The sequence below is a fragment of the Paraburkholderia sp. CNPSo 3281 genome (assembly GCF_024206515.1).
GTDB classification, from domain to species: domain Bacteria; phylum Pseudomonadota; class Gammaproteobacteria; order Burkholderiales; family Burkholderiaceae; genus Paraburkholderia; species Paraburkholderia nodosa.
The window spans coordinates 1-16,937 of the sequence record NZ_JAMBPS010000045.1 but is presented as its reverse complement, the minus strand read 5'-3'; the positions used below and the strand labels follow the sequence as shown (position 1 = coordinate 16,937).

General features: G+C 65.3%; 12 protein-coding genes. 4 read left to right on the top strand and 8 right to left on the bottom strand.

Translation table 11 applies throughout. The annotated features are described in order from the left end of the window. The first annotated feature begins 129 nt into the window (after window positions 1-129). Window positions 130-3,066, top strand: coding sequence for a PAS domain S-box protein (locus M3I56_RS30675; protein WP_254357141.1), 2,937 nt, complete (start codon window positions 130-132; stop codon window positions 3,064-3,066). A 23-nt stretch (window positions 3,067-3,089) separates the two neighbouring features. On the opposite strand, the gene M3I56_RS30670 is transcribed toward M3I56_RS30675, so the two are convergent. From M3I56_RS30670 to M3I56_RS30660, 3 genes are all read right to left on the bottom strand, one after another. Further along, window positions 3,090-4,238, bottom strand: a complete 1,149-nt coding sequence (locus M3I56_RS30670) for a branched-chain amino acid ABC transporter substrate-binding protein (protein WP_254357140.1) — start codon at window positions 4,236-4,238, stop codon at window positions 3,090-3,092. Between the two features lie 76 nt (window positions 4,239-4,314). Then, window positions 4,315-5,547: an FAD-binding oxidoreductase gene (locus M3I56_RS30665; protein WP_254357139.1), complete on the bottom strand. Its 1,233-nt coding sequence runs from the start codon at window positions 5,545-5,547 to the stop codon at window positions 4,315-4,317. Then, complete coding sequence (locus tag M3I56_RS30660; protein ID WP_254357179.1) at window positions 5,547-6,878, bottom strand: amino acid permease; 1,332 nt, start codon at window positions 6,876-6,878, stop codon at window positions 5,547-5,549. The genes M3I56_RS30665 and M3I56_RS30660 overlap by 1 nt, the downstream gene beginning before the upstream one ends. Before the next feature lie 365 nt (window positions 6,879-7,243). Between M3I56_RS30660 and M3I56_RS30655 the strand changes: the two genes are divergently transcribed. The 3 genes from M3I56_RS30655 (at window position 7,244) to M3I56_RS30645 (ending at window position 11,187) form a co-directional block, all read left to right on the top strand. Further along, a complete protein-coding gene (locus M3I56_RS30655) occupies window positions 7,244-8,671 on the top strand; it encodes a PLP-dependent aminotransferase family protein (protein WP_254357138.1) in 1,428 nt (475 codons plus the stop codon). 335 nt (window positions 8,672-9,006) lie between these two features. Next, window positions 9,007-9,543, top strand: coding sequence for a hypothetical protein (locus M3I56_RS30650; RefSeq protein WP_254357137.1), 537 nt, complete (start codon window positions 9,007-9,009; stop codon window positions 9,541-9,543). Window positions 9,544-9,720: 177 nt separating this feature from the next. After that, complete coding sequence (locus tag M3I56_RS30645) at window positions 9,721-11,187, top strand: MFS transporter (RefSeq protein ID WP_254357136.1); 1,467 nt, start codon at window positions 9,721-9,723, stop codon at window positions 11,185-11,187. 127 nt (window positions 11,188-11,314) lie between these two features. Here M3I56_RS30645 and tssJ read toward each other — a convergent pair whose 3' ends face one another. The 5 genes from tssJ to M3I56_RS30620 all read right to left on the bottom strand — a co-directional run. Continuing rightward, window positions 11,315-11,845 carry a type VI secretion system lipoprotein TssJ gene (gene tssJ, locus M3I56_RS30640; RefSeq protein ID WP_254357178.1) on the bottom strand — a complete coding sequence of 177 codons (531 nt, stop codon included), beginning with the start codon at window positions 11,843-11,845 and terminating at the stop codon, window positions 11,315-11,317. A gap of 14 nt (window positions 11,846-11,859) precedes the next feature. Continuing rightward, window positions 11,860-12,984, bottom strand: a complete 1,125-nt coding sequence (tssG, locus tag M3I56_RS30635) for a type VI secretion system baseplate subunit TssG (protein WP_254357177.1) — start codon at window positions 12,982-12,984, stop codon at window positions 11,860-11,862. Continuing rightward, the gene (gene tssF / locus M3I56_RS30630; RefSeq protein WP_302057066.1) at window positions 12,981-14,789 is read right to left on the bottom strand and encodes a type VI secretion system baseplate subunit TssF; all 1,809 of its coding nucleotides are present in this window, start codon (window positions 14,787-14,789) and stop codon (window positions 12,981-12,983) included. Before tssF ends, tssG begins: the two co-directional genes overlap by 4 nt. A gap of 147 nt (window positions 14,790-14,936) precedes the next feature. Continuing rightward, complete coding sequence (gene tssA, locus M3I56_RS30625; RefSeq protein WP_254357135.1) at window positions 14,937-16,526, bottom strand: type VI secretion system protein TssA; 1,590 nt, start codon at window positions 16,524-16,526, stop codon at window positions 14,937-14,939. Then, window positions 16,523-16,937, bottom strand: a 415-nt coding sequence (locus tag M3I56_RS30620; protein ID WP_302057065.1) for a type VI secretion IcmF C-terminal domain-containing protein, incomplete at its 5' end; no start/stop codon positions are given. The genes M3I56_RS30620 and tssA, both read right to left, overlap by 4 nt.

Sequence of the window (16,937 nt, the reverse complement as noted above, 5' to 3'; positions counted from 1 at the left end):
GGTTCCTCGCGGATTTCGTCTACGGGAATACGCGATGCTTCCTTATGAAGACAATGGGCTCCGCCGGCGTTCGCACCTTGCACCAAGGATGCGAATGGAGGCGCGGCGGACGACTACAGCGGAGGCAGCATGCAAGACGACGGCGCACCTGTGCTCACTGTCGAGGAAACGCTGATCACCGAGGCTCTGGTGAACCGCCCGAACCGACTGCCCGACTACCAGGGCGAGAGCCGTGCCCTTGCTGCGCTCACGCAGGAAATGGCGAACCATCCTTCAGGTGTACTGCCGATGCTCGCGCGACTCGCCCTCGCACTTTGCCGCGCCGAGTCGGCGGGCGTGAGCGTGACCGAACGCGAGGGCGCCACGGCCCGGTTCCGCTGGCGCGCGGTGGCCGGCGAACTGTCCGGCGAAGTGGACCGGACGCTTCCCGGCGACGACTGCGCGAGCGGTGTGACGCAGGGGCGCAACACCATGCTCCTGTTCGACCGGCCCGCACGCTGCTTTGCCTCGTACGGCGCGATCGATCCGCCCATATGCGAAGCGCTGCACGTGCCGTGGCGCGTCAACGGCACGGTGGTCGGCACGGTCTGGGCCGTGACGCACGGCCAGGAAAGACATTTCGACGCCGAGGACGCGCGCCTGCTGCAAAGCCTCGCCTCCTGCGCAAGCGCCGCGCACCAGTTGACTAGCGCGCTGAGCGACGCCCAGGAGGCTGGCCGCAATCTCGCGCAGCAGGTGGCCGAACGCACGCGCACGCTGCAGAACATCAACACGAAGCTCCACGACGAAGCCGGGCAGCGCAAGCAGGTCGAAGACGCGCTGCGCGAGAGCGAAGCACGCCTGCAGGCCGCCATTTCCATCGAAACCGTGGGCGTGCTGTTCTTCGACCTCGACGGCACCATGGCCGACGCCAACGGCGCATTCGAACAGATGAGCGGCTATAGCCGCGAGGATTTGCGCGCCGCGGCGCACTGGGACAGGCTCGTGCCGCTCGAATTTCTCGGCGTCACGACGCGCGCGGTCACCGACCTCGCCACCGCCGGACGCACGCAGCCCTACGAGCGGCAGTTGATCCGCAAGGACGGCACGCGCTGGTGGGGCCTTTTCGCGCCCACCCGGCTTTCGGGCACGGGCATGGCCTCGAAGTGCGCCGAATTCGCGCTGGACATTACGGAACGCAAGCGCGCGGAAACCGAATGCGTGGACAGCGAGGAGCGCTTTCGCGCATTGGTGGAAGGCTTGGCGCAGGCGGTGTGGGAAGCCGATGCCCAAGGTCAGGCCGAGTCGGTCTCGCCGGGCTGGTCGGAATACACCGGCCAGCCCGGCGAAGAATGGCTCGGCGAAGGCTGGGCCAACGCCGTTCATCCCGACGACCGCGCCTACGCGTTGAGCCAATGGAAGGACGCGATTGCGGCGCAGCGTGTGGTGAACGCGGAATTCCGCTTGCACGTCGCTACGGGCGGCTGGCGCTGGACCAACGTGCGCGCCGCGCCGATCTGGAATCCGGACGGCACGGTGCGCAAGTGGGTGGGCATGAATATCGACGTGGACGACCGCCGCAGCGCCCAGGAAGCCCTGCGCGAGAGCGAGGCGCGCTTTCGTGCGCTAGCCGAAGCGTCGCCCGCGCTGATCTGGCAAATCGACACGCAGGGCAACACGGTCTATCTGAACCAGCGCTATCTCACGGCGATCGGCCTCACGCCAGGACAACTGCTCGAAACCGGCTGGCACACCATCGTGCATCCGCGTGATCTGCCCGGCTTTCTTTCGCGCTTACAGACCGCGCAGCACGACCATTGCGCGTTCCAGAGCCGGCTGCGCGTGAAAATCAAGGACGCGGGCTGGCACTGGTTCGAAACCTGCTGTGCGCCGTGGTTTTCCGCGAGCGGCGAGTTTCGCGGCCACGTGTGTGTCTCGATCGACGTGACCGAAGCCGTGAACGCCGAAGACGCGCTCAAGGAAGCCGACCGGCGCAAGGACGAATTCCTCGCGACGCTCGCGCACGAACTGCGCAATCCGCTCGCGCCCATTGCCAATGCGCTGCACCTCATCCGGCGCAGTGCGTTTCCCGCGGACTCCGCGCCGATACTCGACATGCTCGATCGCCAGGTGCATCACATGGTGCGGCTGATCGACGACCTGATGGAAGTGTCGCGCATCACGCGCGGCAAGATCGGCCTCGTGAAGGCGCCCGTGGCGCTCGCGGAAATCATCGAGAATGCTATCGAAACGAGCCGTCCCGCGATCGATCAGGCGCACCATGAACTGAGCATCACGCTGCCCGACACGCCGCTCGTTCTCGACGCCGACCGCGTGCGGCTCACGCAGGTCTTCGCGAACATGCTCAACAATGCGGCGCGCTACACCGACACGGGCGGCCAGATCCGGCTCGACGCTATGCGCGAAAGCGAGTGGGTCGTCGTCACGCTGAGTGATACGGGCATCGGCATGTCGGCCGAGCAGATTGGTCAGGTATTCGAAATGTTCACGCAGGTCAGCCGCCCTGCCGAGCGCAACCAGGGCGGTCTTGGCATTGGCCTCACCATGGTGCGCCATCTCGTGCGCATGCATGGCGGCACGGTCGAGGCGGCGAGCGCCGGCCCCGGCAAAGGCAGCACCTTCACGGTGCGCTTGCCGCTCTCGCAGCAAATGCCCGCCGAAGCGCGCGAGACCCCGGCGACCGTGTCGCGCGCCGCGAAGCCGCTCGCGGGCAAGCGCATTCTCGTGGTCGACGACAACCGCGACGCCGCCGATTCGCTCGCCATGGTGCTCTCGGCCGAAGGCGCGCAAGTTCGCGTGGTCTACGACGGCGCCGCCGCGCTCGGCGCACTGGAGCAGTCGGTGCCACATGCGGTCGTGCTCGACATCGGCATGCCCGGCATGGACGGCTACGAAATCGCGCGGCAGATTCGTCAAAGCCCGAGCTACGTCGGCCTGCAGATCATCGCGCTAACGGGTTGGGGCCAGCACGCCGACCGGCTGCGCTCGCGCATGAGCGGTATCGACTCGCATCTCACGAAGCCGGTCGCATTCCACGCGCTGTTCGAGTTGCTGATCGCGCGGTGAAAGGCCCCGGCCCCGCGCGCCCTTCACACGCCATTGCCCCCGAGCGTCTTGAGGCTCTTCCACTGGCCCTGCTGCACCTCGAAGAGCGTATAAGGCGGCTTGATGAGGTCGCCGTGCGGATCGAACGCGATATTGCCCGTCACACCCACCACCGTCACCTTCGGGAAGCTCGCGACGATCTTCGCGCGGTCGAGCGAATCGGCGTCGCGAATCGCCTTGAGCATGGCGAGCGCGGCGTCATAGGCGAACGGCGCATACAGTTCGACATCCTGATTGAAGCGTGCCTTGTAGCGCTTCGCGAATGCCTGCGCGGAAGGCAGCTTGTCGAGCGCCGGCCCCGGCTCGAGGTCCTGCGTGCCCTCGCCCGCCGGGCCCGCGATCTGCAAGAAGGCATTGCTCTTCAGCGCGCCCGCGCCGAAGAGGCGCGCCGGCATGCCGAGCGTGCGCATCTGCTTGGCGAGCATCGCGCCCTGTTCGTCGAGGCCGCCAAAGAAAATCACGTCGACGTTCTTCTGCTTGAGCGACGTGAGAATGGCGCGAAAATCGACGGCCTTGTCGTTGGTGAACTCGCGATCGACGATATTGCCGTTGGCCCCCTTCGCGCCTTTCTCGAACGCGTCGGCGAGCCCCTGGCCGAAGGCCGTGCGGTCGTCGATGATGCCGATGCGCTTCGCCTTCAACTGCTCCACCGCGAACTTTCCGGCGATCACGCCGCCTATCCCGTCGTTGCCCATGGTGCGAAACACGTTCGCGTAGCCCTGCTGGGTCAGCGCCGGGTTCGTGGAACCCGGCGTGATCATCGCGACGTTCGCGTTGTGATAAACCGTCGAAGCGGGAATGCTGCAACCCGAGTTGTAGTGGCCGATTACGCCGACCACGCCGTCGTCCACCAGCTTTTGCGCCACCTGTACGGCCACGTGCGGATCGGCCTGGTCGTCCTGCACGTCGAGCACGTACTTCACCGGCTTGCCCCCAATCACGGGATGTTTCGCGTTCTCCTCGTCGATCGCGAGCTGCGCGCCGTACTGCAAGTCCTTGCCGACGCGCGCCACCGGGCCGGTGAGCGGCCCCGCGAAGCCGATCTTCACAACCTCGGGGTCGGCCGCCTGCGCGGGGCCGTGCAAGCCCATCAGCCCGAGGGCCATCGTTAGTACGAGAGTGCGACGGTTCATGATGCTCATCCTCGCTGGGAGACAGTTGCGTTAGGTGTTACGTGGCTGTTGGCTGGAAAGTGGCTCGAAACAGAGGCTAAAAACGGCGCGGAGTATAAGGCGCGAGATCGAGGGGAGGCGCACGCTTTGCAACGAGGTCGGCAACCACGCTGCCCGTCACGCCGCCGAGCGTCACGCCCAGATGCTGGTGCCCGAACGCGTAGATCACGCGCGGCGAGCGGCTCGACGCACCCACCACGGGCAGCGCGTCGGGCAGGCTCGGCCTGAAGCCAAGCCAGTCGCTGTCCGGCTCCGGTAGTCCGGGCAGCGCCTCCTGCGCGGAGCGCGTCAACAGGCGCAGCAGGTCCGCGTTCTTGCCTGCTCCGATGGCCGCCAGCTCGACGGTGCCCGCCGCGCGAATGCCGCCGTCCATCGGCGTCATGTAGAAGCCGCGCTCGGCCCAGCCGCACGGGCGCGAAATCCGGTTAGCGGTGCCAGGAAAGCGTACGTGATAGCCGCGCTCCACGCCTAGCGGCACCGCGTCGCCGCATTGGCGCGCGAGACGCCCCGAAAACGCGCCCGCGCACACAATCACGTGTTCCGCGTCATGCACGTCGCCCGCCGAGTCGATCAGCTTCACCGAGCTTGCCGCAGGCTTCAGCGTCTCGACGGCCACGCGCCGGTGCACAAGACCGCGCTGCGTCAACATCGCATGCAAGGCCTGCAGAAAACCACGCGGATCGCTCAGAAACCAGCTGCCCTTGAAAAGCGTGCCTTGAGAGAAGAGCGGCGCGAGGCCGGGCTCCAGTTGTGCGATCTCGCTGCGCGCGAGCGTTTCGAACGCTACGCCGAGTGAGCGCCGCAGTTTGAGCGCTGGCTGCGCGGCCTCGAACGACACCGCGCTCGAATACAGGTAAAGGCATTCGCGTTCGCGCACGAAGGCCGCGAGCGCATCGACGGTCAGCATCTCGCGGTAGCCCTCGAATGCGCGCGAGAGCAGTTGCGCGAGGGCGTTCACGCTGCCCTCATAGCGGTGCGGCGTGGCGCTCAGCAGGAAACGCGTGAGCCATGGCGCGAGCGCCGGCACGTCGCCCCAACGGATGCGCAGCGGGCTCGTTGACGAGAACAGAAAGCGCGGGATGTTGCGGAACACGTCCGGGTTGTTCACGGGAATGCACGCATAGTTCGCGAAGGTGCCCGCGTTGCCGTATGAAGCGCCCTCGCCCGGCCCCTGCGCGTCGTACAGCGTCACGCTGTGCCCGTCGCGCATGAGCCAGTACGCGCACGACAACCCCACGAAACCCGCGCCGATGACAGCCACTTGCGCCATTACTTCTTCCAGTTGGTTGCGGGCTCACGGAAATCCTGCGCGTGAGTCCTTTTGCGTGTAAGCACGTAAGCCGCCGACACCACCGCCAGGCTCGCGAGGCTCGCCATGAGCTGGCCCGAGAGCGCGCGGTCGAAGCCCATCGCGCAGAGCACGCCGGCAATGGCCGCCACCACGGCCCACGAAAGCCAGGGAAAGAGCCACATCCTGAACGTGAGCCGTTCGGGCTGCGTTGCCTCCAGGCGCCGGCGAATCACGATCTGCGAAACCGCGATGGAGAGATACACGAACAGCATGACCGCGCCCGATGCACTGACAAGATAAAGGAAGACGCCCTGTGGCGAAACGATCGCCGCGACGATGGCCACGTAGCCGACGATACTGCTCGCGAGCACGGCCAGGCGCGGCACGCGGCTCTTCGAGAGCGTGAGCAGCGCGCGCGGGGCGTCGCGGCGCTCGGCGAGCCGGAACACGATGCGCGACGACACATAGAGCCCGGAGTTCAGCGCCGACAGCACGGCCACCAGGACGATTGCATTCATGATGTCCGCGGCGCCCGGAATATGCATGGTTTCGAGCGCGGCCACAAACGGCGAGTAACCCACCTTGATGCTCGCCCACGGCACGATGCACGCGATCACGAAGAGCGAGCCGACATAGAACGTGATGACGCGCAGGATGACCGAGCGTGTCATCGACGCCACGTTGCGGCCCGGATCGTCGGATTCGGCCGCGGCAATGGTCGCGATCTCCGCGCCGCCCACCGCGAAGATCACCGTGGGCACGCCCGCGAAGATCGACATCGCGCCGAACGGCATGAACCCGTGATCGCCGCTCAGGTTGTTCACGGTCTGGTGCCACGAGCTGAACCCGAACAGGTAGCTCGCGCCCACTACGATGAACACGATGATCGCCGCCACCTTGATCGACGCAAACCAGTACTCGAATTCTCCATACGATTTCACCGAGAGCAGGTTGACGACCGTCATGAGCGAAAGGAGCACGAGCCCGATCACCCAGACGGGTGCGGGAATCCAGCGCTGAAGGATGCCCGCGCCCGCCACTGCCTCCACGGCAACCACGATCACCCAGAAGTACCAGTAGAGCCAGCCGTTCGTGAATCCGGCCCAGTCGCCAAGACCAATGCGCGTGAACTCCGTGAACGACCCGACGCCCGGATGCGCGAGCGCCATCTCGCCGAGCATGCGCATGACGAACAGCACGACGATGCCCGCCAGTAGATAGCTCAGGCACGCAGCCGGCCCCATCGCGCTGATGGTGGCGCTGCTGCCGACGAAGAGCCCCGCGCCGATGATCCCGCCGAGCGAAATCATCGTGACGTGCCGCTTGCGCAGCGAATGGCCAAGGGGTGTGGATGTTCCGCCTGAAGCGGGTGTGGGTTGCCGGGTTGCCACGAGCCTGTCCTCCTGTAATACAGTGCGTGTTGCGCCGAACTGCTGACCGAACAAAACCTTGGATTCATACTCACACAATAATTTTTTGTGTGCAATTAAAAAGGCTTTGTGTGGAGACCAGGAAATTCCCTGGTGAGTGATCTTTCGGCCCGGGGCAAAGGCAATTAAACTCCCGCCAGATATCGTATTATTGGGTTGAAGATGCGATGATGGCGCTGCAGCGCATCAGACAGCAGCAAGGCAACGTGGCAGACGATCGAGTTTTGTATGGAGTTACTACTTGCATGAAAGCCGACGATTACCAGACAAAATCGGACGACGATATCCAGACAAAAGGTCGTCAAGCCACGTATCTGGAGGTCTCCCGCAATCTCGAGGAGCAGGTGCGCAGCGGCCAATACCCACCCGGCAGCCGCCTGCCGCCGCAGCGCGATCTGGCCGTGGAACTGGGCATCAACGTCTCCACCGTCTCGCGCGCGTACAAGGAGTTGCAGGCGCGCGGGCTGATCGTGGCGAGCAAGCGGCGCGGCTCGATCGTCACCGGCGGGGCCATGCCTGCTGTCAGCGCCGCGGCGCAGCGCGGCAGCCAGGCGAGCGGCGCTGATGCGAGCGGCGTGGTGGACCTCACCGTCAACCGGCCGGCGACCGGAGAATTTCTCGCGCAGCTCGCCCGCACGATGGCATCGATCTCGCGCGACCCGCGCTTTGCGGAAACCCAGGAATACCAGCCGCCGCAGGGCGCCGAATGGGCGCGCGCGGCGGGCGCGCAGTGGATCGCCGCGCCCGGCTTCACGCCCTCGCCCGAGAATCTCGTCGTGACGAGCGGCGCGCAGCACGGCCTCTATGCGGTCCTGAGCAGCCTGATGGGACACGAAGGGGTGATCCTCTCCGACAAGCTGACCTACTACGGCCTCAAGGCGCTCGCGCCTGTGTTCCAGTTCGAGCTGGTCGGGATCCCGAGCGACGCCGAAGGACTCCTGCCCGACCAGCTCGAAGACGCGTGCCGCCGCATGCCAGTGAAGGCGATCTTCACCGTGCCGAACCTGCAGAATCCCGGCGTGGTCACGATGAGCCTGGAGCGGCGCCTCGCGCTCGTGGAGATCGCGCGGCGTCATCACGTCGCCATCATCGAGGACGACGTGTACGGGCCGTTGCTGCGCAAGCGCTTGCCCACCATCGCGAGTCTGTGCCCCGAGTTGACCTTCCACGTGGCCTCCACCTCGAAGGTGCTCGCCCCGGGACTGCGCATCGGCTATCTGCTCACGCCGCCGCACGGTGCGCCGCTCGCTGCCGAAGCCGTGCGCACGACGGCCTGGATGCCCGCGCCGCTCACCACGCTCATCACCACGCGCTGGATCGAGGACGGCACCGCGCGCCTCATCCTCGAAGCGCAGCGTGCGGAACTGCAGGCACGGCAGGAACTCGCGCTCGAGATCCTGCCGCGCGATCTGCTCAACAGCGACCCGGCGTGCATGTTCGTCTGGCTGCGCGTGCCGGCGCCGTGGCGTTCCGACGACTTCGCCGCCAACGCGCTCGCACGCGGCGTGAACACCATGCCGGCCTCGGCATTCGCAGTGGACCGCTCGACGCTCGAGCACGGCGTGCGCATCAACCTCGCGTGCGCAACCTCGCGGGAGCAACTGGCGCGAGCGCTGAAGGTCCTCGCGCGCACGCTGCAGGACCGCCCGCGCGCCCTCTTTGGCACGATCTAGGCCGCACCCGGATTTTCCCCAATGGGCTGGTGTCGATGGGCTCGCCTCTGGCGCGAGCCCATCGAGCATGCGCACGACCTTGCGCAATATCTTCCGCTGCGAGTGCGACTCGCGCAGCCCGAATCGGTCATAACGTCCGCGATGTTAGGCAACGACGTTGCACGCCGTCCGCGCTCTGGTGGACTTCGCATCCATCTGCATGACGTGCGCGCACATTCGGCTGGCAGGAAGCAAATCAGGTACTAGAATGCATTGGTGCAGTGATGCAAAGGCAGTCTGTTCGGCAGGAACGTTCGACAGTTTGATGTTTCGAGTTCGTCATTGGAGGCATGCTCATGACGTGCCTGAACGAAAAGATTGTCGGTGCAGCCTTTTTTATGCTGAGCGGTTATGCATTCGCTCAGAGCACCGGTGTGAACATTCCCGAAACCATGACGGTCGCCAATATCCCGTCCATGCCGATGGAAGTGGTTCCAGCGCTGCCACCGGAACCCCAGGCGTACCTCCACCGGTACGAAATGGAATATCAGGCGAATCAGCCAAAGCCTTTTTATGCGCAAGTCGAAAGTTTTTATAGCGCGCCGCCGACACAGGACAAATACCATTACGACTTCGTGAAATCTGCGCCTGGGAGCCGTTACGGTGAGCAGCAGGCTGCACGGCCAACTTCCGATTATCTGCAGATGGGCCCTTCTACAGCGCCGCAAATCTCGATTCTTGAGGTGCCGGACAGCACGCTGAACATCGGCGCGCAGCCTCAGCGCAGGCTCTCGCTGACCGTCGACGAGTGGGTGTTTTCCGCCACCGCGCGCGTCGCCATTCTTCATTCGCATAGCACGGGCGCAACGGTTACGGTTCGACGCGGTTTCTGAATGCGCGTGTTTTATTTAACCGTCGAGTCGAAAGTCATTAAACGGACCATGTAGCTGGTTTTATCACGGCTCACCTGTGCATACGTCACCCGCTTTTGTATGAGCAGGTGACACGTCGCCTGCATTTCGGGAACGGCGCATGCTACAACGCATCGCGTGCCTTAGCCGCCCTACCCGATGAATCCTCCCAACACGACCGGGACGACTGACAAGCCTCCCATCATCGAAACCACGCTGCCCGCGCGCCTCGATCGCTTGCCGTGGGGGCGCTTTCACGTGCTCATCGTCGTAGCGCTGGGCGTCACCTGGCTGCTCGACGGTCTCGAAGTCACGCTGGCCGGTGCGGTAGCGAGTGCGTTAAAAACGAGCCCGGTGCTGCATCTCGACAATGCGCAGGTGGGCCTGGCCGGCAGCGCGTATATCGCGGGCGCGGTGTGCGGCGCGCTCGGCTTCGGCTGGCTCACGGACCGGCTGGGCCGCCGCAAGCTCTTTTTCATCACGCTCGCCGTGTATCTGCTGGCCACCGCCGCGACGGCGTTCTCGTGGAGCTTCGCGAGCTTCGTGGCGTTTCGCGCGATCACGGGCGCGGGCATCGGCGGCGAGTACGCGGCCATCAATTCGACGATCCAGGAGTTCACGCCCGCGCGCGTGCGCGGCTGGACCGACCTCAGCATCAACGGCACGTTCTGGGTGGGCGCGGCCATCGGCGCGGCGGGCTCGCTCGTGCTGCTCGACCCGCACCTGCTGCCCGCCGACTGGGGCTGGCGCGTGTGCTTTTTCATCGGCGCGGTACTCGCGCTCATCATCTTGCCCATGCGCCGCTGGATTCCGGAAAGCCCGCGGTGGCTCCTCACGCACGGCGAGCACGACGAGGCGAAGCGCATCGTCGAGGGCATCGAAACGCGCTTTCGCGATGCGGGCCATACCCTGGAAGGCCCGCCTGATGACCCGCTGCGTCTGCATGCGCGCAGCCATACGCCGCTGAGCGCGGTGTTTCATGCCATATTCGTGCGCCACCGCCGTCGCGCGCTGGTGGGTCTTTCGCTCATGACGGCACAGGCCTTCTTCTACAACGCGATTTTCTTTACCTACGCGCTCGTGCTCACTGAGTTCTATCACGTGCCGGGCGGCGACGTGGGCCTCTATCTGCTGCCGTTCGCGCTCGGCAACTTCCTCGGGCCGATCATGCTGGGGCGGCTCTTCGACGTGATTGGCCGGCGCACGATGATCGCCGCGACCTATGCACTCTCGGGCGTGCTGCTCACGGTGAGCGGCTGGCTGTTCGAACAGGGCATGCTCACGGCGACAATGCAAACCGTCGCGTGGATGGTGATTTTCTTTTTCGCCTCGGCAGCCGCGAGTTCTGCCTATCTGACTGTGAGCGAGTCGTTCCCGCTGGAAATTCGGGCGCTCGCCATCGCCGTGTTCTATGCGTTCGGCACTGCACTGGGCGGCATCATCGGCCCGGCGTTCTTCGGACGACTGATCGATACGCACCAGCGCAGCGAGGTGTTCACGGGCTACGTGGTCGGATCGGCGCTCATGCTCGCGGCTGCACTCGTCGCCGCGATCTGGGGCGTGGACGCGGAGCGCAAGTCGCTCGAACATGTGGCCGCGCCGCTTTCGGCTGTCGGGGAGGAGTAACCTGCTGCGTTACTGCGTTGCCTTCTGTGAAGGTACGTCGCGGTCCAGCGCCTCGAGTTCGACGAACAGCTCGGGCAATGACTTCTTCATCTCAGGAATATCGGACGACACCCGGCTATCGCTAATCTCACTGTGAGGCTTTCCGGGACGAGTCGTCTGTGGCGAGCAGAAGCTGGTCGACGAGTTCGAGCTTCAGCGGCCTATCGGCGTCGAGCTTCGTTTTCTCGATCACGTATTTCCAGCCGTTGCCGTTACCCGGGTTCCGGAAGTACGCGACGATGGCCACGTACTTCGTGTCGGCTTTCATCGGCTGCGAGAGACTCGCCGACGCCCCCGGGTTCAACGCAGCGGCCATGCTGTCCTGCAGGTCCTGCGCGAGTACCGTGCGGTCGCTTTTCAGGAGATCGTCGTACGATGCGCCATCGAACAGCTTGCGGTCCCTGATCTGGTAGATGCGTACCGCGACCGAAGTCGGCCGGCCGGCATCGTCCGGATTCAGGGCCTCGCGCGCGGACAGATCGACGCTGAGTACCTTCACCTGTTTGTAGAACACGGCGTGCCAGGCACTCGACGACGTGTCTGACACGGCCTGCCAGGCGCCGCAGGCCGACAGCAGAAAGGTAGATGCCACAGTGGCAATGGTCAGGCGGATAAACATCATGGTTTCCCCGGTTATGTGCGTTTCGGAGTCAGGTAAGGATTGGGCGCAGGTGCGGGGAACGCTTCGGTCACACCAAGCGCAATGGTAATCGTGCGCTCTTCCACGGCAGGGAGCACCGTGGTCCAGCCAAGACGCGGTGCTGGCGGGGCCGATGCCGTCCTGATCGTGCCAATCGTGCCGATGACCGGCAAAGGCGCGATCCGCGAGGACACCTGCATGCGCAGATGAACGTCGGCTTTCACGCCCACGTAAAGGCGCACGAATGCCAGCAGTTCACGGTTCAGCCACGCCTCCGGCAAGAGGTCGTGTGCCTGTTGTGCGTTGGCGGGACGCAGCGTCACCCGAACAGCACGACTGCGATAGGCAAGGCGACGACCGAGCACGTAGCCCCCGCCCAGCCCCCCGTGAGCGCCGTTCTCCGATTCCTGTGCCGGAGGACGTGAGGTCAATGGCCTCGGCTGGCCGGGACGGGTGAGCGCCGGGAAAAACTCGTCGGCGCGCACTTCCACGCCCGGCACGGCCAGCGCAATCACTCCCGCGAGGCCTTCTGGCGTGCGGGTCTTGAGGCATAGCAGTCCCAGCAGCGCCAGCATGCGGCAATCAGGCAGCCCCGCGCGCCCGGGTTTGTCGCCCCAGCCAAATCCGACCAGGCTCAGCAGGTTGCGTGAATGGGCATCGGACCCGCCCGGCCGGAAGCTCTCCGGATAGCGATACTTCTTCCATGCGCGGTACAGCATCGTGACGAAGCGGTGATCGAACCGGTCGAGAAACGACTCGACCACCTCATGCCCCTCCTCGCGCAGGACAATGTCGTCGATCATGTGCGGCGGTACCGCCGCATCGACGCCATACAGACCCATGAAGGTCGTGCGCACGGTGGGCCGCACCGACCGCGCGGTTTCATCTGCCGCGTCGCCGAAGTCGACGGCGGCGACTTCGCCCGCAGGAAATCCGACGCGCGGCCATGACCCGAAGCGCACGCGTTCATGCTCGGGCGTATCGCGCGTGCCCACGCCCGGTCGATCCGGCGCGCTCACCTCGAGCAGGCGGCACAACTGCATGAAGTTCATCCGGGGCGCGCGGGCCAGCAACGACGCAACCAGGGGCTCAAGATTGGGAAAATCCTCTGGCCTCATAGCGGGGAACGTTCTGCCTTGCTGCGCGGCCACACCGTGCGGGTCTGCGATGGCAGGCTCACGATCGAGAGCTTCGTGAACAGGTTGATTTCCGCGTACAGTGCGAAGAACCGGTGCAGCAGTTCGCCGAACAGCATCACGTCGCCCTCGCCCGCGAATGCATGGGAATCGAGCGTGACTTCGATCAGCACGCCGCGCTCGACCGAGCCGCCCGACACCTCCTCGAGCAACTCCTCCGAAACCCAGAGAATGCCGTTAAGGCGTCGCCGGTTCAGTTCGTCATCGGTCCAGTCGTAGAGGCCGAGCGCGCCGCGCAGCACCTCCGCGTCCATCAGCGACAGGAAGTTGGGCGCAAGATGAGATAAAACACGCCACTGGAACCGGTCATCCGTCGGGGGATAGAGCGGCAGCGTGGGCGCGACCAGGTTGCGCACGCCGGCGACGTTCGGCGTGCTCGCGGCGAGTTCGCTGAGACTCGCCTCGCGCAGCCCCTTGCGCGGCAGCATCCCGTTGGTGCCGGTCACGCGCAGCGAGAGGCTTTCCTCCGGCAACGTCTCCATCGTCTCCCAGGCGTGTCCACCCAGGACGACCCACGTCTCATGTAGTCCCGACATGCCCGGGCGCACCCGCGCGTGGAAATACCGCTCCGGCGCCTCGTGACGCAACATGCCCCCGCGATGGCGGAACGTGGCAAACGGGACGTATTCGTAGCGCTCTGCCGTCACATGGTCGAAGGCCTCGATCGCATTGACCGCATACGTTTCGACGTGTTCACCCTGATGGCCCACCGGCACGACACGGTATTCCGTCTCGTGGTGATTGATCTCGATGGGCTCGGCGTCGAGTTCGAAGAGATTGATGACTGGCGAGCAGAACAGTCGCATGTTGTCACGGCTGAAACGCTGGTCCGACGGGTAGGATTCCTTGAGGATGAATTCCAGCTCGAAGCGGGTTGTTCCCGCGGGCAACCTGGCCACGTCGAGTCCACACAGGTCGACGAAAAGGAACTTTTCCCTGAAAGAAAAATATTCGAGCAGGAGCTGGTAGCCCGAGAACGCCGCGTCGGCCTTGGGCCACAGCCGCTCTTCCGGGGAAAAGCCCGCTGGCTCGATCGTGACGCCGGACAGCGGCAGCGCTTCGCCGTCGCGCACTTCCGGAATACGCCACAAGATCGAATCGAGCTGGCGCGTGAGCGCAAGATGCATCGAAAACGCCACTGGCAGATCGGCGTTCAGGTGCAGGCGCACGCGCGAAAGATCGGTTTCCTCACGCCGCGCTGAACCGTGGACTTCGAACCCCAGCCGGATGACCGAGCGGCCGTCATTGCGCACCGACGGTCCGGCATGCGTGATGGTGAGCGGCTGCAGCGTCACGGACTGGGTGGTCCGGTAAAGGCACTGCACGGTGCGCGGCGTCGTAGCCTCGGCGCCCGCGGCGAGCGGCACACTGATGGGCGCGGAACGCACCGGCACACCCGCCGGCACCACTTCAGTCCTCTGGAGTTTCTCCCGCAGCGGAATCAGCTCGACGACCGACAGCGACGGCATCATCCGCAGATAATGTGGCCACAGCAGGCTCACGAGCCCTTCGGTGAGTTCTGGCAGTTCGTCGTCTAGCTTCTGCTGCAGGCGGCCGGTCAGAAAGGCAAAGCCCTCGTGCAGACGCTCGACGTACGGATCGCGATCGCCCACGCGATCGAGGTTGAGCAGGCGCGCCCGGTCGGGATGCGCCTTCGCGAACTCCTTGCCGGATTCGTGCAGATAGCGCATCTGGGCTTCGTAGTAGCGCAGAATCGGATTGTCCATCGCAATACTTCCTGTTTTTAATTCGCAGTACAAATCAGACCGAAATCCTGCCCTTCCCTCATCTACAGGATTCTGGTGCCGGTCAGTGTCGGGCTGGCATGCATCAGGCCACGCTTCCCGATGGCCGCCGCACGGATCCCGCGCGCCTTATTGGGCCAGCGCCAGTGCGCGTGCCGGGTCGAGTACCGTCATCTCGCCCTGCAGTTCGCCAATGCGACGCGCGAGCGCTGGCTTGTCGGCATCCTTGCGGTTGCTCGCCGCCTTCAGCGCCCGCAGCAGTTGATGCTTGACCTCGAAGACGAGTGCGGGATCCCAGCGCACGAGCAGCAGCGATGTGGCGGACGTGTCCAGCTCGACCAGCAGGGCAAGTGCCGTGTCCGCGCGTCCCGCGTGATCGGCAAGGCGCGCCATCACGAGCCGCTGCAGGTAGCGGTGGCGATCAGTCTTCAGGCCCGGCAGGGATTCCAGCCACGCGAACGCAGCTTCGATTCCATCGCGTCCTGCGAGATCCCGCGCCTGCGCCTCGATTTCCGGCCAGTCGCCGGCGGCATCCTCCTCGCGATCGGCCGAGACCGGCAGCGGCGCGACACCCTCACCCGCTTCGAGATCGCGGACCACGGCATGCCGCGCAATCCACTCGAGCGTCGTATCGTCGGCGAACGGCGTGCCGTCGCTGAACGACAGCCGCTCGAGCCCGGGCAGCCGTTCGAGAAAGAGCGCAAAGTCCGCGCGGAGCAGTTCGCGCCATGCACCGTACGGTGCTCCCACGTGATCGAGGGCGACGTGCTGGAAGTACTGCAGATCGAACCAGAGATGATTGACGCCTTCCATAAACGCGCCCTCGACCCGCTCGAGCAGTTCGTGCCACTGCTTCTGCAACATGAGCCGCTTCATCTGCTGACGCAGCTCTGCGCGCGGCGCCGTGAGCCGCGTATGCGATGCTGCATCGGCCGGCGGCACATCGTGGAGCGTGTCCCAGCGGATGCTGCGCACGAGCCGCACCGAGGGCAGGTAGCCGTTCTCCTGATCGCGCAGCCACCCGGCCATCGTGCGGGCCTGCTCGAGCAGGTCCCGCGTCGAGGCAATCGGGCCAGACGGGGCGCCTGCCATGGCCGGCGGCGATGATCCAGTCGATTCGGCCTCAACACTTCGAGCCTCGCTGTCCCTGCGCTCAAAACGCGACACCAGGGGCTGCAGATTCGGGCGGGCAACTTCGGGCCATGTGAGCGTTAGCGTTACCAAGATGTCGAGCGCCGCAAGCGCGCGCTCGAGGTCCGCCGGCGCAAACTCGCCACGGGCTTCGAGCAGCTCCAGCACGCGCGCGGTGGCAAGCATTTCAAGGGCGCCCTTCTTCGCTTCGGCGCGCGCGGGCAGCACGGCAACGCCGAACCGGTCGACAAGCGCGGCGGCCAGTTCCAGTCCGTCGGCAAAGCCCGCGGTGCCATGCTGCCGCAACCGCGCGAACGCGTAGTAACCCGCGAGACGCAGGTCCTTGCCGGTCTCCTTCAGTAGCTGCTCGCACCACCTGGCAATCAGGCTCTCGTCGATGCCCGAGAGCTTGCCCGCCTCATCCCGGAGCGCAAAGAACGCATCCTCGTAGCCGGGATCGCGGCCGACGCCCGCTTCGCCTGGGAACGGCTGCACCCACGGCGCCCACACGTCAAGCCGCGCGCGCGCCAGTTCGCCCGCGTCCTCGCGCGCCGGAAAGAGGCTCCTGAACAGTTCGCCCAGCATCATTGCGCCTCCGGCACAACGCCTTGCGGCAGGGGCGTTGCAGCGTGGTTCGCGGCCGCGATGGCTGCGGGTGGCAGCGGCGGAGGACCGCTGACAGTCGCCTTCGGCCCAGCCTTTGCGCTACCGGTCAGAAAGATGCGCGCGGGCAATGCAAAGTGCCACAGCTGCAGGACGTCAAGCGGTCCGGCGCCGGCCTCGCTGCGCAGCTGGGCCCTGAGCGCAATGCCCTGGCTTGCCTCCGGCGTCCACGTGAGCAGCCAGCGCGCGTTATCCTGCCGGGAGACCTTCGCCCGCTCCAGCAGCCGGATCAGTCCGAACCGGCCCTGTGCATCGAGCGCCGTGCGCAGGCCGCCTTGTTCGGTCTGCCATTCGATGTGCGAGAGGTTCTCGAGCGACTGGCCCGGCCACTCGAAC

Bases quoted from the DNA above. Each gene is read 5' to 3' on its own strand.
- M3I56_RS30670 (WP_254357140.1), bottom strand. From the start codon at position 4,238: ATGAACCGTCGCACTCTCGTACTAACGATGGCCCTCGGGCTGATGGGC.
- tssG (WP_254357177.1), bottom strand. From the start codon at position 12,984: ATGAGGCCAGAGGATTTTCCCAATCTTGAGCCCCTGGTTGCGTCGTTG.
- tssA (WP_254357135.1), bottom strand. From the start codon at position 16,526: ATGATGCTGGGCGAACTGTTCAGGAGCCTCTTTCCGGCGCGCGAGGAC.
- M3I56_RS30675 (WP_254357141.1), top strand. From the start codon at position 130: ATGCAAGACGACGGCGCACCTGTGCTCACTGTCGAGGAAACGCTGATC.
- M3I56_RS30655 (WP_254357138.1), top strand. From the start codon at position 7,244: ATGAAAGCCGACGATTACCAGACAAAATCGGACGACGATATCCAGACA.
- M3I56_RS30660 (WP_254357179.1), bottom strand. From the start codon at position 6,878: ATGATTTCGCTCGGCGGGATCATCGGCGCGGGGCTCTTCGTCGGCAGC.
- tssF (WP_302057066.1), bottom strand. From the start codon at position 14,789: ATGGACAATCCGATTCTGCGCTACTACGAAGCCCAGATGCGCTATCTG.
- tssJ (WP_254357178.1), bottom strand. From the start codon at position 11,845: ATGTTTATCCGCCTGACCATTGCCACTGTGGCATCTACCTTTCTGCTG.
- M3I56_RS30665 (WP_254357139.1), bottom strand. From the start codon at position 5,547: ATGGCGCAAGTGGCTGTCATCGGCGCGGGTTTCGTGGGGTTGTCGTGC.
- M3I56_RS30645 (WP_254357136.1), top strand. From the start codon at position 9,721: ATGAATCCTCCCAACACGACCGGGACGACTGACAAGCCTCCCATCATC.
- M3I56_RS30650 (WP_254357137.1), top strand. From the start codon at position 9,007: ATGACGTGCCTGAACGAAAAGATTGTCGGTGCAGCCTTTTTTATGCTG.